The organism is Fischerella thermalis PCC 7521 (assembly GCF_000317225.1).
In the GTDB taxonomy this organism is placed as follows: domain Bacteria; phylum Cyanobacteriota; class Cyanobacteriia; order Cyanobacteriales; family Nostocaceae; genus Fischerella; species Fischerella thermalis.
Map to the genome: position 1 here is coordinate 65654 of NZ_AJLL01000100.1, position 24501 is coordinate 90154.

Sequence of the window (24501 nt, forward strand, 5' to 3'; positions counted from 1 at the left end):
CTAATGCTGCCAATCTACGCCGCTATACATAAGGCGGACTATTTTGCAATTCTATAAGTTGTTTGTAGCATATACTACGGCACAAACCATCAGACGGACGCCCCCTAGAACGTCTGTATTTAGTTTGTACGCAATAATGAGTCAAGATTATAGCCTAACTATTTTTGAATGCAAAGTTGCTGCAACCCCAAATTTCTTATGTGTTTGCTTTTGTTTATACTATATCCTGGGTTATTTGCTAGACCAGTATCTTTGAGAATTTTTTTTGCAACAATTTCAACAAGGGCAAACGTTAGCATTTGCTCTTGTTGAAATTAAAGAAAACAAGGCTAAAAGTTTCATTTATTTACAATCAGAATGAAAGTGGCAAAGTCGAAAAAAAATCGTAGGGACAGGCTGAAAAACTATCCCTACAGATTTTACAGTCATCAGTTTGATTACTGGGTGCGAGTCCTCCGCTAATTAGAAGGTATTTTTAGTGCGGACTCTGACTAATAATTCGGATTAGGAAGTTCAAAGTTCATATGTGGAATCAATCCAAAATTGTTTAATCCCTACGATAGGTCTGATGACTGTTCATTGAATTCTATATCCCAATCCCTACTCCAATTTAATTACCACGCTCTCCAAATAAGATGGTTCCCAAACGCACCATCGTTGCACCTGCTTCTACGGCTAGTTGATAATCACCTGACATTCCCATCGATAAATGCTGCATTTGAATATGGGGCCAGTTTTGTTCCCGGATTTCTTGTGCTAGTTCGCGTGTGCGATTAAACACTGCCATAATTTCCTGATCATTTAATCCTAGAGGCGGAATTGTCATCAAACCTTGAATTTGTAAATTTTTGTATTGATTCAATGTTGGTAGGTCAGCTAAAAGTTGAGGCACACTCCAACCCGACTTATTAGGATCAGGAAGGATTTTGACTTGCAGACACACACAGGGACTAATACCTATTTGCTGGGCTAATTCGTTCAAGCGCTGTGCCAGCTTCAAATTATCTACTGAGTGAATCCACTGAAAATTTTCTAAGGCTTTTTTGGCTTTATTGCTTTGCAAGTGTCCGATAAAATGCCAAGTGATATCAGATAAGTCTTGTAACTCAGCTTGTTTTGCGATCGCTTCTTGAATGCGATTTTCACCAAAATCTCGAATTCCCGCAGTATAGGCAGCACGAATTACATCACTTGGGACTTGCTTGGTGACAGCTATCAACCGGACTGAAGGTGGTAGTTGTGCGCGCACAGTATTAATACGTTCACTAATCGAGCCGCTCATTGGAAGGTGCGTTGGAAGATACTCTGCAACTGATCGTACTCCTGGGTTTGTCCAGCACGACGTAGGTTACGCAGGCGATTTTCTAGCAGCATTCTTGCTTCAGTACGTCCTATCGGCTGAAATTTGACACCTTTAGCATCGGATATTACTAAAAAAAATAGGCGCTGAGCATACAGTGTAGTGAATAACTCTTGGTTTTCATCCACCATACAGATCCTAAAGAGCAAACCCCAAGTTGGATGATTTATGTAAGTTTCTGAGTTTTCTGGGTTCATTTAATACTTGAAGGTAAGAATAGATAGTATGTTTTCGCAGTTGAATGCCAAGATTGGTAAGGCTAACAGTTTGATTTGCATAAATTAAAGGCAAAGGGGAAAGAGGAAAGGGAGTTGAGAAGCCTTTACCCTTTAGCATTTATACAGTTATCAGTCATCAGTTATCAGCATTTATCACTGAGTATAAGTCCCCCAATAATGGGTGTCAGGCGTTGGTTGCGGGTAACATATCCCGACCATACGCCTGATAACTTTACCCTACAACAAGCCTATGAGCGCGTCTACACTGTTCACTGTTCACTGATTTAACCTTTTACCAAACCGATAGTAATGCGTAGCTAAGGCATATTGCCGTTGTCACTAAATGGCATTAGCTTTTGGGGTAAAGTTCACAGAGGTTTTGGCGAAGTAGAGACACGAAAGGAAAATTTGCCCATTCCTTCCTGTTTTGCTCTCATCCTCTGTTTGTTTCCCCTTTACCAATGCTGCCATAATTGCCGTCTTTTTGTTATACAAATTCGCCAACAACCTTAAGAATAGACTTTCTGTAGAACTGGGATGGAAAAGAACAAGGTTCATTGGTTGTTGATTGTTGGTTGTTGGTTATTTTACTCCTCACACCCCACCCTTACGGGAAGCCCTCCGGGTACTCTACCTTGAAGCCGATGAGCGCGTCTACATACCTCTCCCCCCCATCACCCCATCTCCCTTGCCCCCTTTCCCATTCCCCGATCCCCAAAAACGGTTGCTAGCGCCTGTAGTTGTGCCTGGGCTTTATGTAAAGATTCGTGCCATTCTCGTTCGGGATCGCTGTCTGCGACAACTCCCGCTCCCACTTGTCCCCAAACGGTGTTGAGTGATGGGGTGGGGGAAGTGTGGGAAGTATGAGGAGTGTGGGGAGTGGGGGGAGTGCGAGAAGTATTTTCTTCTACTCCCCTTACTCCCCCTACTCCTGAGTTCGAGGGAACCAACAGCAGGGTGCGAATCAAGATGTTTAAATCCAAGTTACCTTGCCAATCCAAGTAACCGCAGGAACCATAGAACAAGCTACGCCGTACAGGTTCTAGTTCTTCGATGATTTCCATACAGCGGACTTTGGGACAGCCTGTGATTGTACCACCGGGAAATACGGCACGAATCAAGTCAACAGCACTAATATCATCTCTGAGAATACCTGTAATGTTGCTGACGAGATGCATAACGTGGCTATATCGCTCAATAGTCAATAATTCATCAACCTTCACACTTCCCCATTCACACACCCGTCCTAAATCATTGCGTTCTAAATCTACCAACATGATATGTTCGGCACGCTCTTTGGTGTTATTGAGTAAATCTTCTGCTAACTTTTGGTCTTGTTCTGGAATGATTCCACGCGATCGCGTCCCTGCGATCGGCCTGGTGGAGACGTGAAATTTTGTGTCTGTATGTCTTTGTGATTTTACTAATCTCTCTGGTGAACAGCTAATCACTTCCCCCCAAGGGGTTTGGAAATAGCAAGCAAAGGGAGAAGGATTGATCTGCTGCAAAGCACGATATATTTCCCAACCAGAAGCAGTTGTTTGCGTTTCAAACCGCAACGACAAATTAGTCTGAAAGATGTCTCCAGCCTGAATGTATTTTTTGGCACTGTTAACTGCTGCTTCGTATTCTTCTTGAGAACTGTGGAAGCGGAGGGTGGGGAGGATGGGTTGGTGGGGTGGTGGGGTGGTGGGGTGGATTTTCTCCATCTCCCCATCATCTTCCTGTTCGAGTTTCCTCTCTAACTCATCCAACCCATCGGAACTACTGGCGGCTAACCATAAGATTTGATCCCAATGATCCAAAACAGCAAAACTGTCTGGTTCGTACCAAAAAGCAACTGGAAATGGCAATGAATCAGATTTAGTGTAGGGTAACTGCTCAATTTCTCTGGCGATATCATATCCCAACCAACCGAGCCAACCACCCCTGAAGGGAAGGTGGGGTGGTGGGGAACTCGGGGCCCCCACTCCCCCAAGGGAGTGGGGATTAGGGGCAGTGGGGGGAGTGTGAGGGGTGTGAGGAGTGTGAAAAGTATTTTCTCCCCCTTGTCTTCCTTGTCCCCCCAGTCGTCCTCCTTGTCCTCTTACTCCCCCTACTTTTTTTTGCAGTAACTGTTCCAAAAATGGTAAAACATTTCCCAGCGTAGGAGTCCACATTTGGAGGTGTCCATCCACGTACCGAGGAGTACCTGCACAAATAGAATAACGGGCTAATTGAGGGTTATCTGTGGGTGTTGGGTATGGGCTTTCTAATAAAGTTGCTATTCCTGATGTCTGTGTAGAACCAAATAAAGCGGTAAAAATATGAGAACCAGTGCGATTTTCTAAAGGAAGCGATCGCCAATACCAAGGTTGTGTCATAAATTTGACTAGCTCAACTAGCTGCAATCTAGAGGATAATTGAAAATTAATTTTGAGTGTGTTGTTACTATATTTTGTTCATTCATTTTATAGTAAATTTATATACTATCTAACCCAATATATTTTCTACTATCATAAAGATTATTCGTACTGAAATTCCTGATATTCTCATCACTGAACCTCAAGTCTTCCAAGATGATAGTGGCTTTTTGGGAAAGCTACAATTGCCAAAAATTTCCTGAAGCAAATGGTAATTTATTTAACTTTGTTCCAGACAACAATTCTTACTCCAAACAAAACGTTTTGCGTCGTTTACATTACCAAATTCGACAACCACAGGAAAAGTTAGTCAGAGTCTTAATCGGTAGTATATTTGATTTTTCCGTAGATATCAGAAAAAGCTCCTCGGCTTTTGGTAAGTGGATAGGTTGTTAACTTAGTAACGAGAACAAACGCCAACTCTGGATACCACCAGGCTTTGCTCACAGATTTGTTGTATTTTCAAAAGTTGCTAAAGTCTTCTATAAAACCACAGACTCTTACGCACCCAATATAAGCGATGCATCCTTTGGAATTATCCCGACTTGCCATAGATTGGCGTCTCACCACATCACCAATCTTATCTACTAAAGACAAAGCAGGTAAACCTTTGAAAGAGTGCGAAGTTTATACGCAATCACCAATTTTGGCTATGAAGCAGATGATTTTTATCGTAGCGCAACCTGTAGCATGTTTTCCTAAAATTTGAGGCTAGAAAACACTGAATCAACTGGCTATTTCACTGTAATAATAGCAAAGTAGTTCTACAGTGCTGGTATTTAAATATCAAACAACAAACAAGACTATAAAAAACAGTAATTTTTATAGCTGAGGTCTAACAAAATATAAAAAGGGAACACACGGACATGATTATATCAATAAAACATAACAAGGTGTGTAACATAGTGTAAAAAATAGAATAAATAAAACACAAGGTTGCGGCAGTACGACTGGATTTTTGTACTAATCATAAAAAAGGCGATCGCTATCTGCCTATATCTTTGTTCATTATTCACATAATGATATCCGCTGACTTAAGATTAAAAAAACTTTAAAAATCAACAATTTTTCAGAATCATGAGAACGTAAGTATTAATGTAAACATCAATTTATACGTAAATTAATTCTATTAATCGGCAGTAATGGGGAACTAAAACAAAGTTTATCAACCTACGCAAATGTAATTTCAGTTGCACATCCTACTGTAGATATTACTCAGCAGATACTGTGTGCAATTTAATTAGAGAAAAGCAACCACAAATCATTATCAATGCTGCTACTTATGCTGCTATTGATAAAGTTGAAAGTGAACTAGAATTAGCAAAATCTATTAATAGATCAGTCAAATTGAATTAACGTGATTTATTTTTTAACAGTCAACTATTATTCAACAAATCTTATTGCTAAATTAATCAGTTCTCTACCCAGTGAGAAAAATTTAGATTTCAAAGTAATTATTATCAACAACTCTTCTGATGATAATTCTATTTCTAATCTCAAAGATGAGAACGTAATTATCTTGAATGCTGCCAAGAATTTGGGGTTTGGTAACGCCTGTAATCTTGGTCTGAAATTTATATACGCTGAAGAACCACAGGCAATTGTTTGGATAATTAATCCGGACGCATATTTCATAGAAAGTGATTTAGAGAAAGTTCAATCATTTTTTACATCCCATCCTGAAATTTCTATTCTTGGCACAATCATTCATACTCCTACTGGTGAAGTTTGGTTTGCAGGAGGTTATTTTAATGTTAAAACGGGTGAAATTTCAAGTCGAAATATATTCACAGAGCAAGACCAAGATTATGTTCAATGTGATTGGGTAACAGGTTGTAGCTTCATAATTAATCTCTGCAAATTTAGGGAATGCCCTTTATTTGACCCTAATTACTTTCTTTATTATGAAGACTTTGATTTTTGCCAACGTTACGCTCAACAAGGACATTTAATCGCAGTCACTCAGAAATTTGGAGTCATACATCAACCGTCTTCTATAACTAATAAATACGTCTTCTGCAAAATCAAAAATAGTACTTATGGTTATTTGTTAAGTTTAGATAGATATACAAATCAACTAGTTTTTAGCTTGAGATTAACGAGACTGGTTTTTTATGCGTTAGTTTTGATGTTCATCAAGCCTGAGATAGGATTGGGAAAAATATATGGAGTTTTGATTTATTGGTGGAAAAGAGGTAATCAGTGAACAATTATGGAGTTTTCACTCTATTTTCAGTAAAATATCAAATAACATATCATGAAAGTTATGAGCGAATTAAGTTTGGATAAATGAGCAGTTTATTAATTAATTTATCTGTGGTATTTTCTCGTCCTACAGGTATAAGTAACTATGCCAAAAATATTTTTCCTTATTTAAAACCTCTTGATCCCACCTTATTAACAGCCCTAAATTATCCAGAATTTAAATGTTACTCAATTCCTGGTAATCTTACCCCTGCAGATGGGACAAAAGGCCATTTTGGTCGCTTGCTATGGACACAGTTTAAATTACCAAAAATATATAAAAATTTAAAATCTCAGCTGATTTTTTCACCTATTCCAGAAGCATCGCTTTATTCTAATTGTCGTTTTGTCGTGATGGTTCACGACTTAATTCCATTGCGTTTTCCTAAACGCTTTTCGCCCCTGACACCCTACTTTCGCCACTATATTCCCCAAGTTCTTCAGCAGGCGCAACATATTATTTGTAATTCCCAAGCTACAGCCAAAGATATTACCGATTTTTACCAGGTTTCTGCTAGGAAAATTACGCCTATTCTCTTGGCATATGATGTTAATCATTTTCGACCTGTTAGGGAAGATATGGGAATATGGGGACAAGGAGGACAAGGAAGTAGTCTTTCTTCTTTGTCTTCTCATATCTCGTGTGTTTCCATAGCCGCCTCATCAAAATCTTGCCCTTACTTTCTCTACATTGGTAGACATGATCCCCACAAGAACCTACATAGACTGATTGCTGCTTTTGCAGGTTTACCAAATCATTTTGATTACCAATTGTGGTTAGCAGGGCCACAGGATAAACGTTATACTCCCCTGTTGCAAGCGCAAATAGAGGAATTGGGTATAGGTAAGCAAGTCAAATTTTTGGACTACGTTCCCTATGGGGAATTACCAAAAATTATCAGTGGGGCGATCGCACTCGTATTTCCTAGTCTCTGGGAGGGTTTTGGTTTCCCAGTTCTAGAAGCAATGGCCTGCGGTACTCCTGTGATTACCTCTAATATTTCCTCTCTCCCAGAAGTTGCTGGTGATGCTGCGATTCTCATCGACCCCTACAATATCAGAGAAATTACAGAAGCAATGGCTAAAATTGCTACTAATACTCAACTGCGTGATCGCCTATCTATTGCTAGCATCACCAGAGCAAATCAATTTAGCTGGGAAAGGACAGGATTAGCAACAGTAGAAGTCCTGAAACAGTATCTTTGACAATGTTGATAGTTGATTGTTGTTTGTTGATAGGAATAACCGCCAACTACCAACAATTCTTATGGAGTTCCCACTGCCCCAGAGTAAACTAAACCCCGTTGCATATCCATTGTCAGAATCGATCCATCTCGAATTACTTGTGTTGCTTTCTTGACGCCAACGATCACAGGAACACCGAGACGCAAACCAATCACTGCGGCGTGACAAGTGAGACTCTCTTCCTCAGTAATAATGCCTGCGGATTTGCGAATTACTTCGACAAAATCGGCACTAGTTCGGGGTGCAACCAAAATATCACCAGGATTAAAGTTACTCACATCCATGCTAGTGTGTGCTACCCTGGCACGACCACTGACTGAACCTTGTCCAAGTCCAATTCCCCGTCCCAATACAGCTGTCACAACTTCTACTTTAATCAAATCCGTCGAACCAGAAACGCCTTGGAGTGTACCGGCGGTCATGACTACCAAATCTCCCTCAAAAACCAGATTATTTTCTAAGGCTACGTTAATTGCTGCTTGGAACGTTTGACCAGTGGAGGGCAATTCTAGCACCAATAACGGCTTGACTCCCCACACTAGTTGCAGTTGTCTGGCGACATTAACATGGGGTGTGATAGCCAAGATTGGTGTCGAAGGACGGAATTTGGAAACATTGCGAGCTGTAGAGCCTGTTTGAGTCAAGCTCATAATGGCTGCGGCTCCCAATTGTTGAGCGATTTGTCCTACTGCTTGGCTAATCGCGTTAGGAATAGAACGTTTGCGATCTCTAACTTGACTAGCGTTGTTGTTTTGGATGTTTTCTTGCTCGATTTTTTCCGCAATCCGTGCCATAGTCGCCACAGCTTCGACTGGGAATTTGCCCACAGCAGTTTCATTGGAGAGCATCACCGCATCCGTACCATCTAAAATCGCATTGGCCACATCCGACACTTCGGCACGGGTAGGACGGGGATTATTGACCATGCTGTCTAACATCTGGGTGGCAGTAATGATGGGAATTCCCAAACGATTAGCAGTAGCAATTAATCGCTTTTGCAGCATGGGAACATCTTCTGCTGGCAGTTCCACCCCTAAATCGCCTCTAGCAACCATCACGCCATCACACAAAGCCAAAATAGCTTCCATTTGTTCGATGGCTTCGTGCTTTTCGATTTTGGCAATCACTGGAACATTTTTGCCTGTGCTAGAAATTAGTTCCTTAATTTCCATCACATCCTGGGGATTGCGAACAAAGGAAAGTGCCACCCAGTCCACACCTTGATCTAGACCAAACATTAGATCTTCACGGTCTTTGTCGGTCAAGGCTTTGATCGAAAGGTAGACTCCAGGAAAGTTTACGCCCTTGTTATTGGAAAGAGTCCCAGGGACGGTAACACGACAGTGGAGATCGCCTTTTTCTTTTTCAATATCCTCTACGATCATTTCGACGCGCCCGTCATCAAGGAGAATCCTTGCTCCTACAGGCACTTCCTCTGCTAAATAATCATAGGTCACGCAGCTAATTTCTTGTGTACCAACTACTGGACGATTAGTTAAGGTAAAGCGATCGCCCTTTGCTAGCACTATCGACCCATTCTCAAACTTGCCCAAGCGAATTTTCGGTCCTTGCAAGTCTTGGAGAATTCCCACTGGTTGATTAAGCTCAAAGGCTGTTTGTCTAATTAGGCGAATGTTGCGCTGATGGTCAGCATGAGAACCGTGGGAAAAGTTCAATCGCAACGTTGTTGCACCAGCTTCAATAATAGCTTTGAGCATTTCTGGACTGCTGGTAGCAGGGCCAATGGTGGCAACAATTTTGGTTCGGCGTAAAGAGTCTTTTAATTGCATAGAGGCTGACAAATTCAGTTATCAGTTATCAGTTATCAGTTGTCAGTTTTATCAATGTTCACTGATAACTGTTCACTGTTCACTGATTTAATGGCGGGAACTCATAGCAGCTTAAGGATCAAAGCCAGAAGCTTTGACTCGAATCATACCGTTATTTTGCCCATAATATGCGAAGATTATCGATAAATCTTGCTACACAAAACTTTAAAACTTTATTATTTTTTAGAGCGGATTTAGTGCTATCACTTTTCCTCTGGAGGAAAAGTGAAGGGGAATGTTTTTACTTTACCCCTTTAGCCTTCCCCCTTACCCTATAAAAAATGAAATCTCTTGACCAACAGCCAATTGCCAAGGAGGATAACTATGTAGAAAATTTCCAGGATGAAGTATGAAGTGTGAAGTATGAAATTTTTTCATCCTTCTGCCCTCTGCCCTCTGCCCTCTGCCCTCTGCCTTCTGCCCTCTGCCTTCTGCCTTTTTTTTCTAGCAAAATTTGATTAATTAAGGAGTTCACGATGCTGACGTCGGAGGCAAACAAGCCACTGACAGTCCCCCCCAAAGAAGTGTTAGCGCCTCCCGGTGGTCTTAATCCGACGCTGCTGATGTTTTTGGCAGCTGTGGCGATTGTTGTGTTATCTTGCCTTGGTTACTGGGTTTGGCACTGGCCGCACTGGATATCATTTGTCATGAACATCATTGCCCTACATATTTCCGGTACGGTAATTCATGATGCCTGTCACCAGTCTGCCCATCGCAACAAGATAATTAATGCGATGTTGGGGCATGGTAGCGCTTTGATGCTAGCTTTTGCTTTTCCAGTATTTACACGGGTACATTTGCAGCATCATGCTCATGTCAACGATCCAAAAAACGACCCGGATCATTTTGTTTCTACAGGCGGCCCCCTGTGGTTAATCGCAGTGCGTTTTTTCTACCACGAGGTATTTTTCTTTAAACGACGTCTCTGGCGCAAGTATGAACTTCTTGAATGGTTTCTCAGTCGTTTATTTGTGGTGGCAATTGTCTTTGCCTCAGTTCATTACCATTTTTTAGGTTACATTCTCAACTTTTGGTTTGTACCTTCTGGCATCGTCGGGTTAGCTTTGGGATTGTTTTTTGATTATTTGCCCCATCGTCCTTTTGCTGAGTGCGATCGCTGGAAAAATGCTCGTGTCTACGCTAACCCAATTCTCAACATTTTAATTCTCGGACAGAACTACCACTTAATTCATCATTTGTGGCCTTCTATCCCTTGGTACAATTATCAGCCTACATACTATCTCATGAAACCTCTGTTAGATCAAAAAGGTTGTTATCAATCTTTAGGATTACTCCAAAAAAAAGATTTTTTTGATTTCCTTTACGACATTTTTTTAGGAATTCGTTTTCATCGAAAAAAACCGACGGAGTAGGAGCGTAGTCTTGCAACATGTATCTTTAGATTAAACAAAAAATTTTTCGTACAAATTCTTCTTCCGTACAATAGTTAATAGTTGGTAGTGGGCTTATCACCACTAACCACTATTCACTAGCTAAAGTCAGCATCGGTGATGAAGATGAAAATTTGGATGTGGAGTACTATAGGACTGCTCATTACTAACTTAGTTGTGGTTGCAATTGTAGCGTTTTTGATTTATAAAGATAGTGTCCAACCAAACCAGAATCGATCGCTCGACGAACATAAATTAGCGATGCTCAAAACATAGTACAAGATTGCCAAACTCTGCGACCCTTTGCCAAATTTTGCCCAACTTTGCATTTAAAAACGTTAAAATTTTCACTCCATGCTTAGGGAGAGACATGTTTGTGTAATTGCAAGTCTTGCACTTTCGGAGTAGGAGCCACCATCTGTACAGACCAATAGCTGACAACCATAAGAATTACACCAGAAATTGCACCTAGTACTAAACCAATTAGCAAAGCTGGTCTTTTAAGAAAAATAGTAATAGTGGTATTTCTGATCTGACTATCATTCTCAAAATCTTGGTTATCGCTTTGTCGAAATGAAGGATTTTGAATTTGCAAACCCTCGTCATTTTGCGTTGTTTGGTAAAAATTGGTTGGTGACAGTAGCGTTTCTGGGATTGTGAATTTACTTGTTTGCTCATCCAACAGTAGTGGTGATATTTTGTTCTCTCCAGAAATTAGATGAGTATCCGCTTCTGGTGGTAAGGTTGGGGGTGCAAATTTGAATATTGATGTAGAATCAAAAATTTCCCCTCGTGTTGATGCGTAGAGACTAGCCAAAGGTAGCAATGCTAATAGCGCCTCTTGTGCTGATTGATATCGGTCTTTAAAGTGGTAATGCACCATCTTATTTAGTACTGAGGCAAGTTCAGCACTTACCTGAGTTAAGTGCTGCCAAATTATTTCACCCGTATGTCGGTCTTCTGGTAATTGTGTCGGATGCACCCCTGTTAGCGCTTGGATACCAATCATACCTAAAGCATAAATATCACTGTTGGGTCGTGGTTTGCCTCGTTCTTGTTCATGAGGCATATAGCCAGGTGTACCGATCGCAATCGTAGTATTTTGTTCAGGAGAAATAAAATCTCTGACTAATTGATTCCAGATGGGCTTAACAGCACCAAAGTCAATCAGAACTAAGCGATGATCTTGCTTACGTCTGAGTATATTGCTTGGCTTGACATCTCGGTGAATCAACCCGTGACTATGAACAAAATTCAGGATTTCTAAAACTTCTACCAGTAGTTGAAAAACTTCCCTTTCTAACCACCGTTTACCAAGGGGAAGCTCTACACTTAGGGGATGCCCATCAATAAATTCCTGCACTAAGTAAAACTCTAAATTATCTTCAAAATGAGTCAGAAGATTAGGAACTAGGTTGTAATTACCCAATTTTTTCAAGGCTTCTGTTTCTCGGATAAATAGCCGCCTACGTATTTCTACTGGAATAGGACATTTGTTACTGGGTAAGAAATGCTTGACTACACAAGTAGAACAGTCAGATGAGTAAATGTCTTGCGCTATATAGGTTTGACAAAATATACCTTGACTTAAAACTTGAACAACCTGGTATCGCTCTCCTAGTAACTGACTAAACATGTTACGGTGTATCTGAAGGTTGTATTTAAGTAGCTTTACTTAAATTGAATTTACTTATAGATTTAATATATAGTTTCTATAAGAAAAGCTTTAGGTATAATCACCAGAAGTTACATTTAAATCTTATCAAGAGTTATCAAGAGCGTGCATTCAAGTCCGAATTGCTTTGACCCAGTAAACGCCAGTAAGAAAAGATGACTAATGAACGTAGAAGAAGCGTCCCACTCAGCAGAGACGCTGTACAGATAGTCAGAGGTCTAATTGTCGGTGAACTGATCACAATTATTATTATTGGTGGACTCTGGTTATGGCTGAGACCGCGCTTGCAGATCGATAATCGTGCTTTCTCGAGACCTGTGAGTCAAGGTACAAATACTACTTCTGCTGTTACTGGTTCAACTTTCCAGACAGTGACAAATGTTCCCATTGGCTCATTCAAACATGGTGGGAGTACTGCTTGGGCTTCTATCAGACCGTTAGTATATGCCCATATCCAAAATGTTCGCCCGGAACTACAATTACGCTATGTAGACCCCATCAGCAGCAGTCCCGGTTCTGGGTCGGGAATTCAAATGTTACTGGATGGGGAATTGGACTTTGTGGAATCTTCTCGTCCCCCCACCGCCGCAGAAGAGGAAATTGCTCGACAGCGAGGTTTCACGCTTGCATCACGTCAAGTTGCTGTTGATGGTGTGGCGATCGCAACTCATCCATCACTGCAAGTTTCAGGTATAACGGTGGAACAATTACAGCAGATTTATTCCGGAAAAATCAATAATTGGCAGCAAGTAGGTGGTCCCGATCTAGCAATTACCGCCTTTGCTGGGCGTCTAGAGAGTGCAGATACAGTCATCTCTGCTGACAAGCAAATATTAGACCCGCAAACTTTTGCTTCTAATATCCAGTACGTCTACTCTCCTACAGAAGCGCTGCGCCGAGTTAATCAGACTCCTGGTAGTATTTATTACGCTGCGGCTCGGACAATAGTACCTCAATGTACGGTCAAACTTCTAGATGTTGGTTTAGTTCCCACAAAATTAGCTTCACCCTACGTTAAACCATTAGTAGCAAAAAATCAGTGTCCGCAACAGCGCAATCAAGTAAATACGGAGATTATTAATAACGGCACTTATCCAATAACTACCAAATTGTACGTGATTACTAAACAGAACAATGGTCAACAACAGCAAGCAGGAGAAGCTTATACAAATCTTTTGTTGACCGATCAAGGACAAAGGGTTATAGAGGAGGCTGGTTTAATCCCGGTGCGCTAGGGGTATAACCCAATCAGGACGCAAGTTTTGGGCATGACGTAAATAGATATGAGACACTGAGGCAGATTCTGGTAAATAAGCATGGACTAAAAACCGAATGCAGCGTGTCAAACTGCCTTTGACATGCATTTGTTGGACATCTAACATAGCGACAGTATCCCAGTGAGGGCGTTGGCGTGCTATAGCAGCAGGAAAAATTGCATTCAAATCCTGTGTGACTGTAAAAGTAATGCTAATGATATCTGAAGGATGCAGTTGATTGCGTTTTTCCAACTCATCTAATAGTTCCATTACTGATTCTCGCATTGCTTCAACCGTATTTTCTGAAACGGTTGTTGCGCCGCGAATAGCACGCGTTCGCCACTCTACCATTTATCCTCCTTAAATTAGTCAGTTGTCAATTGTCAATCGTCAAGGGTCAATCGTCAAAACTTTATGCTATGGACATTTGACAATGGACACTTGACTTTTTATGGTCTATACAACCACAAAGGTAGACCACTTGTAGACATTTCAAACTCTAGCCAGCTAATTCCAGATGCAGCCTGGCTGTTCCCTGGAAGTAAGCGACTCAGCAGAGGTTTGCGTTCTTCTAGGGTAAAGACTGGTGTTTTTTCTGGATCAAGACCAACTAGTTCAGCTGCCCAGCGACGAGCATCTTCCTCTGTTCCTAATCTGTCTACAATACCCAATTCTAAGGCTTGCTGACCAGTAAAAATCCGACCATCGGCAAAACTTCTCACAGTTTCTACTGCTAAATTCCTGGCTTCAGCAACTGTTTGCACAAACTGTTGATAACTAGTATCAATCAATTCTTGCAAAATATTTTGTTCTGGTTCAGTCAGTTCTCGGTCAAATGCCAAAATATCTTTGTAAGGACCAGACTTAATTACTTTGAAGGAAACACCGATTTTTTGTAGCAAGCGTTCTAAGTTGTTACCGCGCAAAATCACACCAATGCTACCCGTAATTGTTCCTGGGTTAGCCATGATATGTTCAGCGCCCATACCAATGTACACACCGCCAGACGCGGAAATATTGCCAAAACTAGCTACGATTTTAACTTTTTCACGTAAGCGTTTGAGGGCGCTGTAGATTTCCTGGGAATCACCGACTGTACCGCCAGGACTATCAATGCGTAGCAGCAATGCTGGGAATTTTTTCTCTTCTACGGTTTCTAGGGCTTCTAGTACCCGTTTGCGAGTGTTGCTAGCGATCGCACCAGTAATTTCAATTCGAGCTATTTGTTTACGAAATCTAGGCTTAAAAGGCCAAACCATGTGCAGTCAATAATACTTCTAAAAGTCAATAAAAGGCAAAAGTGCTAATCCGAATTTTAATGGAATTTTTATGGTTTGCGTGTGTATTATTGAAGTTTTGCTTTTTGATCACTCTGTTTTACGCACTATTAAAGCTGTAGACACCAAAGCCTACAAGACTTTTGTAGACCTTGCACCATAAAAAAATTTAGTTTGTTTTTGATTCAACTTGTCCAGCTGTAGAGATAAACAATTTTTCCACTTAAAAATCTCAATTACAGAAATTTTTTTATCTATAAAAATTTTGCTGGATTTGATGACGACTTAAGTATACGTCACAGCTAAAATTAGTCAGGTTATCTAGATTATATCTAAAATTGAACTATATTAAGCTTGTTGTCTTCCACTGATCTTAAGCTAACTGTACTCTCATTACGAAGTGGAAACAGTAGGGGAAGTCAGCTACGGGAATGCCTTTGGCGTAGAGAAAAAAGCTAGGAGTCCACGCCCACATACAGCAGAGGTATCTTCTTTTACTGGCTGCATCTTTATCCTCAACGATAAGTTGTTGGACAAAATTAAATTCATTCGTGGAGACAGGCAATAGGCACTCTTGCAATAGAGAAATAATCTGTGTAATTAATTTTGTTTAAGTACTTATTACCTTGAACCACGCAGATCAAGAGGGAATTAACGTAAGATTTGACACCGATAATAAGCATAAGTATCAAACAGTCCCCCAACAAAGCTACAGGTCAAACTAATAGTAAATAATCCTCCGATCACGTTGCCACTACCAAAAATAGCGAGAAACTGCATGATGGGAGTAGCGATCGCTTCAGTCACAGTTTGTAAGACGGGGATATGACCCATTAGCGATACAGTTAACAGTATGCTGCCGACCAGGAACATAGGTGCGACAAAACTAAAAATGATCGTCAGCAGTAGCGATCGCAGAAAGTTCATCCAAATCGTCATGAAACTCCAGCTCCCTGAATTAAGAAGACAATAGCTGTTTTCCTGAGTAGTCACTTTCTACAATAAGTGCGATCGCTCTTCAATGGGCGAGATTTCAAAAATCTTAAGTTTTCATTAAAATACCTACACACAAATTTTCAGGTGTATTGTCAAGCTAAACAAAGCACCAAATCTAGATAATCCCCAAAAATAAAGCCTGACGCGACTAGCTACAAACATACCCACAGACGAAGCAATGTTAATTTCTGAGATGAGATTTAAAGTTAGTTAACCGAGGTGGGGAGTGTGAGGAGTAAGTCATGTTAAAGAACAACTAAACTACTAACTACTAACTACTAACTACTAACTACCAACAATCAACAACCAACAACACACTAAATTGCTATTCTTATTGCAGTTACTGAGTTAGCTGGTGAACATTGAGCGAGATTACATCCACGTCTAGTTTGGGAAAATGGAGTCAGCGGTTGCTGGCGGCGATTTTTTTAGGTGGACAAGTTACAATCCATCTCCTCAGAGGTAAAATCCATCGTCGCAATACTTTAGAGCAAATGGCTGTAGTCGGCCCAGATTCGCTGTTTATTGCCCTATTAACGGCTGTTTTTGTCGGAGCAGTATTTACTATTCAGGTAGCGCGGGAGTTTATTACCTTTGGTGCAGGAAACCTTGTTGGTGGTGTATTGGCGGTAGCCTTAACACGGGAACTCTCGCCAGTCCTAACAGCTGTGGTGATCGCAGGGCGTGTTGGTTCGGCATTTGCAGCCGAAATTGGCACAATGCGGGTAACTGAACAAATAGATGCCCTATTGATGCTAAAAACTGATCCAGTTGATTATTTAGTTATCCCCCGTCTGCTTGCTTGCCTATTGATGATGCCAATTTTAACCCTGCTGTCTTTGGTGACAGGAATGTTGGGAGGCTTGATCATTGCCACAAATATTTACAATCTCTCCGACACACAATTTCTGGACTCAGCCCGTAATTTTCTTGGCAGTTGGGATATTATCAGCGCCATGATCAAGGCGTGTTGCTTTGGAGTTTTGATAGCTGTCATTGGTTGTAGTTGGGGTTTGACAACAACGGGAGGAGCCAAAGGTGTGGGACAATCGACGACAACTGCTGTCGTGACTGCCTTGTTAATCATATTTATTAGTAATTTCTTTCTTTCCTGGTTAATGTATCAAGGAACAGGTAGTGCGTTATTGCAGGGGTTTTAGAATTTGTTGGTAGTTGGTGGTTGATCGTTGCTTGGTTTCAAAGAACAAACAACCAACAACAAACAACAATTACTGACTAACCACTAACTCCTAGAATAGGAATTAATGTCTACTAACAGAACAGGATTCAAGACTGTGACTACAACAAGCACACCATTATCAACATCAACTGTGGAACTTAAGCCTAGTTACAACATCCCTGTAGTGTTAGTGATGTTGGCTATTCCACTGCTGTTGGTGCAACCTTGGGTAGGAGGTGCGATCGCCCTATTTGGGTTATTTCTCATGTTTCAGACAGTCACACTACGTCTGCAATTTACTGCTACCGATTTAGATGTTTACAGAGGAGAAAAATTAATTCGGCGATTTCCTTACCAAGAATGGCAAAATTGGCGGATATTCTGGGAGCGTGTTCCCATCCTGTTTTACTTTAAAGAAGTTAAAAGCATTCATTTTTTGCCGATTTTATTTGACCCCAACACTCTAAAAACTTGTTTAGAACAACGCTGTCCGCGCATTTAGTCAGTGAACAGTTGTCAGTTATTCAGTGAGCAAGTGCTAGCTGATAACTGGTAACTGGTAACTGATTTAGTCTTAAATTGTATATTTGCTGAAAGTTTTTTAATTGCGTCATAGGAATTACACTATTTTTATGTATCCAGAGGAATATCAAAATCCACAATCAACAGATGAGTCTTTGCAATCACCAGAAGAAAAAAGCCCTACATCTACAAATGAACAAACAGAAGACTTATCTGTTGAACCAGTTTTAGAATTAACAACACAGAACTCTACAGTGGATACAGAACAAAACAATCTCACTTCTGTCTTACCTATAGCAAATTCAGAAGCAAGCAACTCTCAAGATGAGTTTGTGGTGCAGCAACAAGAAGAAATCACCATTTTGGGATTAGAACATCAACCAGAAGTCCAAGCAACACAACAACGACTTGCTGAGTTACAAAAACAAGAACAAGCCCTAAAAGCAGAAATTGCCGACTTGCAGGCTGCATATAAAACTCTGCAAGCACAAATGAATCAAACCCAAATTGCGATGGGGAATTTTGTGCAAGAGACGCTTTCTAGCCTAGAACAGCGTAAAAATGCGCTACAAATTTCCGTAGAACAGCTCGAACGGCGTCAAGAACGCATCCGCAACGAGATGCGAACTACGTTTGCAGGTGCTTCTCAAGAATTGGCAATACGGGTACAGGGTTTTAAAGACTATCTCACTGGTAGCTTACAGGATTTAGCAGCCGCCGCAGAACAATTACAATTAGTTTCCGCACCAAAACCAGAACCAGAAAAAGTTGTCATCCAAGAATTCAGACCTGCTGAAACCCAACCAGGAACACCACAATTTGCCCAACAGCAGTTTCAAGACACTACCAAGCAAATTCGTCGCCTGATTGACCAGTACCGCACCAAACCAGATTATTACGGACCACCGTGGCAGTTGCGTCGTACATTTGAACCTGTCCACGCCGAAAGAGTCTCTAACTGGTTTTTTAACCAAGGTGGACGGGGTGCTTTGCGGACCATGGGTAGCAGGTTGCAAAATATACTTATTTCCTCAGCAATTATTTCGATACTGCACAAACTTTATGGCGATCGCGTCCGTACTTTAGTTTTAGCTAATACACCAGAACGCTTGGGTGAATGGCGGCGTGGCTTACAAGATTGCCTAGGAATTGGTCGTCCAGATTTTGGTCCTGATCGGGGAGTTGTATTATTTGAGTCTCCAGAAGCAGTGGCACAAAAAGCCGAACGCTTGGAAAAATCTAATCAGCTGCCTTTAATTATCATCGATGATTCTGAAGAGTTAATCAGCTTGGCACTGTTGCAATTTCCTTTGTGGTTAGCCTTTGCTCCTGACCCCAAAATGATGAGAAGTTATGAAGATGATTTTTAATAATGGGTAATGGGTAATGGGCAAGAATTACCAATTACCAATTACCAATTACCAATTACCCATTACCAATTACCAATTACCAATTACCAATTACCAATTACCCATTACCAATTACCAATTACCAATTACCAATTACCCATTACCCATTACCAACTATGTCTACTTGGTTAACTTTGTGCGGGGCAATTCTATTTGTAGCTTACCTGTTGGGTTCTCTGCCCACTGGCTATACAGTAGTGAAGCTATTAAAAGGCATTGATATTCGCGAAGTTGGCTCTGGTTCTACGGGAGCAACTAATGTGTTAAGAACATTGGGTAAAGGACCTGGGGCATTTGTTTTGTTAATTGATTGCCTCAAGGGAGTTTTAGCCATCTTTCTGGTTTACTGGTTATTTAAGTTTGCCCAAAATCAAGATTTAATTCCCTCAACCGTCAATTCTGGAATCTGGCAAGCATGGATGGTAACTTTAGCAGGACTAGCAGTAGTACTCGGACACAGTAAATCTATTTTTTTGGGATTTACTGGTGGTAAATCTGTTGCTACTAGTTTAGGAGTTTTGCTGGCGATGAATTGGCAAGTCGCTTTAGCAACAGCAGGAGTATTTGCTGTTGTCGTAGCAATATCAAGGATTGTGTCTTTAAGTTCAATTTTTGGTGCGATCGCAGTTTCCATTTTCATGCTACTTCTGCACCAACCCCTACCCTACATTTTGTTTGGTGTTGCGGCTGGTTTGTATGTCATTTTGCGGCATCGTAGTAATATTGAGCGCATCATCGCAGGTACTGAACCAAAGTTAGGACAGAAATTGCAGACACAGACACCGGAAAACGTCAATATATAAAAGAAAAACAAACCCGCAAAGAAGGGGCTAGAGTGAGGTTTGTTGTTACAGCAAACTTACCACAACGCGGTGCGATCGCTCTTTTTTAGTCTAAAGTCCAGTTATTAAATTTAACGCTATTAGCTATTAATTTATGGATAAAGAGAAAGCCATGACAAGATAGATTCTGGATTTCATCATGCATCTGCTTGTTTCATACACTTTCTAACTTTATCCCTAATTCATGTCAGTTTTAACATGGCAGACAGTATTCTCCAGACATATATCCAGGAGCACCGCCAGGACAAGTAACATTGCAGAAAGGCTTTAATTTTATCGGATTCAATTTCCCTTTATCCAGCAAGTTGCTAGCCTTTGGCTGTGCTACAGATGCATCAACTTCTTTCTTTTCTGTTGGTGTGACTTTAACTACTTCTGATTTGCTTAGTTCTGATGTGGTGACTGAAGTTTGACCTTGAACCTCGTCAGCCATTGCAACAGGACTAAACATCATCAAGAATGAGAGTGCGAAAGCGATGATGAAAGAAATTCGGCGTTTCATAGTTCTGTTTTTTGTTTAGATAGAAATACTCGTGGGTTGCCCCTGAAAATAACACCATGAGCAATCTATGAATTTCCGGAAAAGTTATGATAGACACTAGACCTCTTGCATGAATCCTAACAAACCCCCTCAATCCCCCCGTGAATGGGGAGAGTTAGGGTGGGGTAAAAAATCTTTGTGAAAGAGGTCTACTCTAGTTAGCTAAATTCCCTACCCTTGAAAGCCCATCTCCCCACACTCCTATTTCCGATCCAGTCCCAACCATTCCCCAATCTCTTGAATTAGCCAATGACGTTCTATAGTTGACAGGGGACTAGAAGTGAATTTCTGTCCTTCTACTTCTATGGTGACTCCTCTAGGGGCTGAACCTTGGTTGACTGGCTCTTGGTATATTTTGTCAATTAATGCTGTCTGACGTCGTTGTCGCTTGTAGCAAAAACCAAATATCTTCCAACGTATTTCAAAATTTTGGCGATCAAAGTAAAGATCAGTATGTCCAAAAGTAGGTAACAGAGTTCCTTGCACCACCGCAATCAGCATCGCCACGCAGAAAAGCCAAAAAAACCATGTCTGAGAATTGCCTCCCCTTGTCAAAAAATTAATCAATTGTGGTAGTTGCCAGAGAAAAGGAATCATGATTCCCACCAGGTAGAATAACTTAAATGCTTTACCACCGCGTCTTGGTATTTTAATGTCCAATTCGCTGGCAGACTTGTTGAGTTGAATTTGACTACCTGTGGGCTTGCGGCTAGTTATCGGTGGGGTTAGGACATTTTTGTTCTTGAGTGCTGCGAGTGCTTCTCGGGCAGTACTGAGTCTTTCTAAAACATTTGGTTCAGTGAGTTTACCAATCCAATTTACAAAACCCAGGTCAACGCTAACTCTATCAGTAAAGTGAATGCGTGCATCCCGATGAGGTAAATCGGCAGGAGACATCCCTGTCAGCAAATGTATTAAAGTTGCACCCAAAGCATACAAATCCGAAGCAGGAACAGCCCTACCAGCAAACTGTTCAATTGGCACGTAGCCATAGGTTCCCACAACAGTAAAAGTAGCACCTTCCAACACCGCTTGATCCTGCACTGCGCCAAAGTCAACCAAATAAACCCGCTGATCTTCACCCCAAATCAAATTACTAGGTTTGATATCGCGATGTAGCACAGGTGGGTTGAGTTCGTGTAAATAAACCAGAATACTAAGAACTTCAACAGCTATTTTTTCTACCTGTGATTCCGAAAAGCGTTGACCTTTGTCTATTAATTTCTGTAGGGATGTTCCGGGAATATAACTCTGCACTAGCCCAAACCAGGGGAATTTAGAGCCAGATTGATGTTCCAAAACAAAGTAATCTCGGTACTTGGGGATACGAGGATGATTGAGATTTTTTAAAACTTGAGCTTCGCGTTCAAACAGTTTTTGTTCATCCCACTGCATTTGTGGGCTGAGAATTAGCAACTTGACGACAACTCGTTCTTGAGGTTGCTTAGCCAAATCTTGAGCCAACCAAGTTTGACGACTAGCATCTTGACCTAATTTTTCTTGGAGTTGATAACGATTACAGAGTATTTCTCCTGCTTCTAACATCCCCAAATTCCCCATAAAAATTGTTGATTGTTGATTGTTGTTTGTTGTTTGGAACAACCAACAAATAACTAACAACTAACAACCCCTACTACCCAATCCCTAACCAATGCCTAATTTCTGCTGCCATCCAGCGACACTCGTCTTTACTTAAAGGTGGCTTCAATTTTCCAAAAGAATACTCGGATACACCCACAGCCAATGTTACTTCTGGGACTTTGTGACTACCATAACCACCAGTCTCACCACTAAATACTTTGTCAATTTCTGAAACTTTCCCTCGTTGTCTACGCAAGCAAAGACCTAGTAATTTCAATTCAATTTCAAACTGGTAATGGTCAAAGTAAATATTTGTTTCCACAAAGTTAGGTAATAGAAACCAACCTGCCAACAGAAGACTAGCCATAAGCCATATCCAACCTTCTATGCTACCCAACCCAAAACCGCCAATGAAAAAGTACAACCAAATTGCTAGTACTACTGTTGCAGCACAGTTCTTCGGGTCAATTAATGTCTTTTTCCACAGCACAGGAATTTTAATTTGTAAGTGTTCAGGAGATTTTTGTAGTTGAATTTGACTATCAGCAGGTTTAGCACGAACTAACCCAGAGATAGCAATTTGATTTGCTTTGAGCAGCTTCAGCGCTTCTTTGGCACTTGTGAAGCGTCTGTCTAAATTTGGTTGTGTCAACTGTTCTAACCAGCGGACAAACCCAGGATTAACTTTTAGTAAGTGGGCAAACTGCAAGCGAGAATCTCGCTGTGGCAAATCTGCTGGTGGAATACGGGTTAGCAAATGAATTAAGGTTGCACCCAAAGCATAAAGGTCAGACGCTGGAGTGGCCCTACCACCAAACTGTTCTAATGGGGCATAACCATAGGTTCCCACTATCGTAAAAGTTGCCCCTTCTTTAGCGGCGCGGTCTTGCACTGCACCAAAGTCTACTAAATAAATCTGGGAATTTTTTCCTAATAGCAAATTACTAGGCTTGATATCGCGATGCAATACCAGTGGACTTAAACTGTGCAGATAAATCAAAATTTTCAAAACTTCAGCAGCAATTTTCCGTACTTCTGCTTCGCTGAACACCCTACCCTTTGCGAGTAATTCCTTAAAAGATGAACCAGGAATGTATTCTTGCACTAGGGCAAAGTGAAGTACTTGATCTTCAAAGGCAAAATAATTACGATACTTCGGGATGCGTGGATGATTCAGTTGTTTGAGTATTTGGGCTTCTCGCTCAAAAAGTTTAACATCTTCCCACTGTGCTTGGTCGCTGAAAGTGAGCAGTTTAACGATGACTTGCTCTTGAGTAGACAAATCCCATGCTAACCAGGTTTGACGACCAGCATTTTCACCAATTTTTTCTATAAGCTGATAGCGATCGCGTAATACCTGTTGGATTTGCAACATCGTTCTAGAAAATATACGTTTCAAAAAACTCTTATTTCCTCTTACACCCTTATATCCTTAATACTTAACACCCTTACTAAATCAGCACGAACATCTTAGCAACAAATATTCTTTTCTGTGAGAAATTGTTGGGAGTACCAATTTTACTAACAACAAAAGCTCCTCATAAACTTAATTATGATCAACGATTCTGAGTACATTCGACAAGATGCGGCCACTCGTGTAAAAGTACTGAGTGAGGCACTGCCTTACATCCAACAATTTACAGGTCGGACTGTAGTTGTCAAATACGGTGGTGCTGCCATGAAAGATAGCAACCTCAAAGATAAAGTCATCCGCGATATTGTATTTTTATCCTGCGTTGGCTTACGACCAATAGTGGTACATGGTGGTGGACCAGAAATTAACAGTTGGCTAGATAAACTAGGAATCGAACCGCAATTTAAGAATGGTCTGCGTGTCACAGATGCCCCCACAATGGATGTGGTGGAAATGGTGTTAGTCGGTCGTGTTAATAAAGAAATTGTCTCTTTGATTAACCAAGCTGGTGGTTCTGCTGTCGGTCTATGTGGTAAAGATGGTAACCTGATTAAAGCCCGTCCCCAAGGAGATAAAGGCATCGGTTTTGTTGGGGAAGTAAGTAATGTCAATATTCGGATTTTAGAAACACTGGTAAATAGTGGGTATATTCCCGTAGTTTCGAGTGTTGCTGCTGATGATAACGGACAAGCTTATAATATCAACGCTGACACTGTAGCCGGAGAAATAGCAGCAGCACTGGGTGCAGAAAAGTTGATTTTGCTAACCGATACACGCGGAATTTTAAAAGATTACAAAGAACCGACTAGCTTGATCCCCAAAGTAGATATTAAAGAAGCCCGTGATCTAATTGCTAGTGGTGTAGTTAGTGGTGGCATGATTCCTAAAGTTAATTGTTGTGTGCGATCGCTTGCCCAAGGAGTCCGTGCTGCACACATTATTGATGGTCGTATCCCCCACGCCCTGCTACTAGAAATCTTCACTGACGGCGGTATTGGCACGATGATTTTTGGTTCTCAGTTTACCTGTTGAATTTATTGAAGAAAGACAGAAGGGATTTATCCCTTCTGGTGAAAAGAAAATTAATAAACTAAAATCTTTTCCCTTTCCCCTTTTACC

At 41.0% G+C, this 24501-nt stretch carries 25 protein-coding genes and 1 pseudogene; 14 read left to right on the forward strand and 12 right to left on the reverse strand.

All coding sequences use genetic code 11. From position 1 onward, the window contains the following. Positions 1-610: 610 nt before the first annotated feature. From UYK_RS0121555 to UYK_RS0121570, 4 genes are all read right to left on the reverse strand, one after another. Positions 611-1282 carry a YggS family pyridoxal phosphate-dependent enzyme gene (locus tag UYK_RS0121555; RefSeq protein WP_009756839.1) on the reverse strand — a complete coding sequence of 224 codons (672 nt, stop codon included), beginning with the start codon at positions 1280-1282 and terminating at the stop codon, positions 611-613. Next, on the reverse strand, positions 1279-1557 hold the full coding sequence (gene pipX, locus UYK_RS0121560) for a transcriptional coactivator PipX (protein ID WP_009756840.1): 279 nt from the start codon (positions 1555-1557) through the stop codon (positions 1279-1281). Before pipX ends, UYK_RS0121555 begins: the two co-directional genes overlap by 4 nt. 360 nt (positions 1558-1917) lie before the next feature. After that, positions 1918-2136, reverse strand: a complete 219-nt coding sequence (locus tag UYK_RS0121565; protein WP_016872148.1) for a hypothetical protein — start codon at positions 2134-2136, stop codon at positions 1918-1920. 116 nt (positions 2137-2252) lie between these two features. After that, a complete protein-coding gene (locus UYK_RS0121570) occupies positions 2253-3941 on the reverse strand; it encodes an anthranilate synthase component I (protein WP_016872149.1) in 1689 nt (562 codons plus the stop codon). 134 nt (positions 3942-4075) lie between these two features. Between UYK_RS0121570 and rfbC the strand changes: the two are divergent. From rfbC to UYK_RS0121595, 4 genes and pseudogenes are all read left to right on the forward strand, one after another. Then, positions 4076-4689, forward strand: a pseudogene (gene rfbC / locus UYK_RS26910) (dTDP-4-dehydrorhamnose 3,5-epimerase). Positions 4690-5207: 518 nt separating this feature from the next. Then, complete coding sequence (locus UYK_RS27450; protein ID WP_016872150.1) at positions 5208-5336, forward strand: sugar nucleotide-binding protein; 129 nt, start codon at positions 5208-5210, stop codon at positions 5334-5336. A 1-nt stretch (position 5337) separates the two neighbouring features. Further along, positions 5338-6186 (forward strand): glycosyltransferase, encoded by an 849-nt coding sequence (locus tag UYK_RS0121590; RefSeq protein ID WP_009756844.1) that lies wholly within the window; start codon positions 5338-5340, stop codon positions 6184-6186. An 83-nt stretch (positions 6187-6269) separates the two neighbouring features. Then, positions 6270-7430, forward strand: coding sequence for a glycosyltransferase family 4 protein (locus UYK_RS0121595; protein ID WP_009756845.1), 1161 nt, complete (start codon positions 6270-6272; stop codon positions 7428-7430). A 59-nt stretch (positions 7431-7489) separates the two neighbouring features. Here the strand turns inward: UYK_RS0121595 and pyk are convergent, their stop codons facing one another. Further along, positions 7490-9259, reverse strand: a complete 1770-nt coding sequence (gene pyk / locus UYK_RS0121600; RefSeq protein WP_009756846.1) for a pyruvate kinase — start codon at positions 9257-9259, stop codon at positions 7490-7492. A 515-nt stretch (positions 9260-9774) separates the two neighbouring features. Here pyk and crtR point away from each other — a divergent pair. Both crtR and UYK_RS26915 read left to right on the forward strand, forming a co-directional pair. After that, positions 9775-10671, forward strand: coding sequence for a beta-carotene hydroxylase (gene crtR / locus UYK_RS0121605; RefSeq protein ID WP_009756847.1), 897 nt, complete (start codon positions 9775-9777; stop codon positions 10669-10671). Positions 10672-10809: 138 nt separating this feature from the next. Further along, positions 10810-10965 (forward strand): hypothetical protein, encoded by a 156-nt coding sequence (locus UYK_RS26915; protein ID WP_009756848.1) that lies wholly within the window; start codon positions 10810-10812, stop codon positions 10963-10965. Between the two features lie 82 nt (positions 10966-11047). Here the strand turns inward: UYK_RS26915 and UYK_RS0121615 are convergent, their stop codons facing one another. Next, positions 11048-12325: a serine/threonine-protein kinase gene (locus UYK_RS0121615; protein WP_009756849.1), complete on the reverse strand. Its 1278-nt coding sequence runs from the start codon at positions 12323-12325 to the stop codon at positions 11048-11050. Between the two features lie 194 nt (positions 12326-12519). On the opposite strand from UYK_RS0121615, the gene UYK_RS0121620 reads away from it, so the two are divergent. Continuing rightward, entirely contained in the window at positions 12520-13599 is a 1080-nt protein-coding gene (locus tag UYK_RS0121620; RefSeq protein WP_009756850.1) for a substrate-binding domain-containing protein, read from the forward strand. On the opposite strand, the gene aroH is transcribed toward UYK_RS0121620, so the two are convergent. Then, complete coding sequence (gene aroH, locus UYK_RS0121625) at positions 13582-13971, reverse strand: chorismate mutase (protein ID WP_009756851.1); 390 nt, start codon at positions 13969-13971, stop codon at positions 13582-13584. The two genes, UYK_RS0121620 and aroH, sit on opposite strands and share 18 nt — an antisense overlap. Positions 13972-14069: 98 nt before the next feature. Beyond that, a complete protein-coding gene (sppA, locus tag UYK_RS0121630; RefSeq protein WP_009756852.1) occupies positions 14070-14879 on the reverse strand; it encodes a signal peptide peptidase SppA in 810 nt (269 codons plus the stop codon). Between the two features lie 418 nt (positions 14880-15297). Between sppA and UYK_RS26395 the strand changes: the two genes are divergently transcribed. Next, on the forward strand, positions 15298-15465 hold the full coding sequence (locus UYK_RS26395) for a hypothetical protein (RefSeq protein ID WP_157221847.1): 168 nt from the start codon (positions 15298-15300) through the stop codon (positions 15463-15465). A gap of 83 nt (positions 15466-15548) precedes the next feature. On the opposite strand, the gene UYK_RS0121640 is transcribed toward UYK_RS26395, so the two are convergent. Further along, positions 15549-15836, reverse strand: coding sequence for a hypothetical protein (locus tag UYK_RS0121640; protein WP_009756853.1), 288 nt, complete (start codon positions 15834-15836; stop codon positions 15549-15551). Between the two features lie 446 nt (positions 15837-16282). On the opposite strand from UYK_RS0121640, the gene UYK_RS0121645 reads away from it, so the two are divergent. From UYK_RS0121645 to plsY, 5 genes are all read left to right on the forward strand, one after another. Then, positions 16283-17053: an MlaE family lipid ABC transporter permease subunit gene (locus UYK_RS0121645; protein WP_016872154.1), complete on the forward strand. Its 771-nt coding sequence runs from the start codon at positions 16283-16285 to the stop codon at positions 17051-17053. Positions 17054-17158: 105 nt separating this feature from the next. After that, positions 17159-17575 carry a DUF3119 family protein gene (locus UYK_RS0121650; RefSeq protein WP_009756855.1) on the forward strand — a complete coding sequence of 139 codons (417 nt, stop codon included), beginning with the start codon at positions 17159-17161 and terminating at the stop codon, positions 17573-17575. A 130-nt stretch (positions 17576-17705) separates the two neighbouring features. After that, entirely contained in the window at positions 17706-18965 is a 1260-nt protein-coding gene (locus UYK_RS0121655; RefSeq protein ID WP_009756856.1) for a DUF3086 domain-containing protein, read from the forward strand. 9 nt (positions 18966-18974) lie between these two features. Next, complete coding sequence (locus UYK_RS26605; protein WP_016872155.1) at positions 18975-19136, forward strand: hypothetical protein; 162 nt, start codon at positions 18975-18977, stop codon at positions 19134-19136. Beyond that, positions 19121-19807 carry a glycerol-3-phosphate 1-O-acyltransferase PlsY gene (gene plsY, locus UYK_RS0121665; RefSeq protein ID WP_009756858.1) on the forward strand — a complete coding sequence of 229 codons (687 nt, stop codon included), beginning with the start codon at positions 19121-19123 and terminating at the stop codon, positions 19805-19807. Before UYK_RS26605 ends, plsY begins: the two co-directional genes overlap by 16 nt. Positions 19808-20039: 232 nt before the next feature. On the opposite strand, the gene UYK_RS0121670 is transcribed toward plsY, so the two are convergent. From UYK_RS0121670 to UYK_RS0121680, 3 genes are all read right to left on the reverse strand, one after another. Beyond that, on the reverse strand, positions 20040-20348 hold the full coding sequence (locus UYK_RS0121670; RefSeq protein WP_009756859.1) for a hypothetical protein: 309 nt from the start codon (positions 20346-20348) through the stop codon (positions 20040-20042). 240 nt (positions 20349-20588) lie between these two features. Then, the gene (locus UYK_RS0121675; RefSeq protein ID WP_009756860.1) at positions 20589-21932 is read right to left on the reverse strand and encodes a serine/threonine protein kinase; all 1344 of its coding nucleotides are present in this window, start codon (positions 21930-21932) and stop codon (positions 20589-20591) included. Between the two features lie 88 nt (positions 21933-22020). Then, entirely contained in the window at positions 22021-23343 is a 1323-nt protein-coding gene (locus tag UYK_RS0121680) for a serine/threonine protein kinase (protein WP_009756861.1), read from the reverse strand. A 174-nt stretch (positions 23344-23517) separates the two neighbouring features. Here UYK_RS0121680 and argB point away from each other — a divergent pair, with 174 nt between their 5' ends. Continuing rightward, positions 23518-24414, forward strand: coding sequence for an acetylglutamate kinase (gene argB / locus UYK_RS0121685; protein WP_172451400.1), 897 nt, complete (start codon positions 23518-23520; stop codon positions 24412-24414). Positions 24415-24501: the final 87 nt, after the last annotated feature.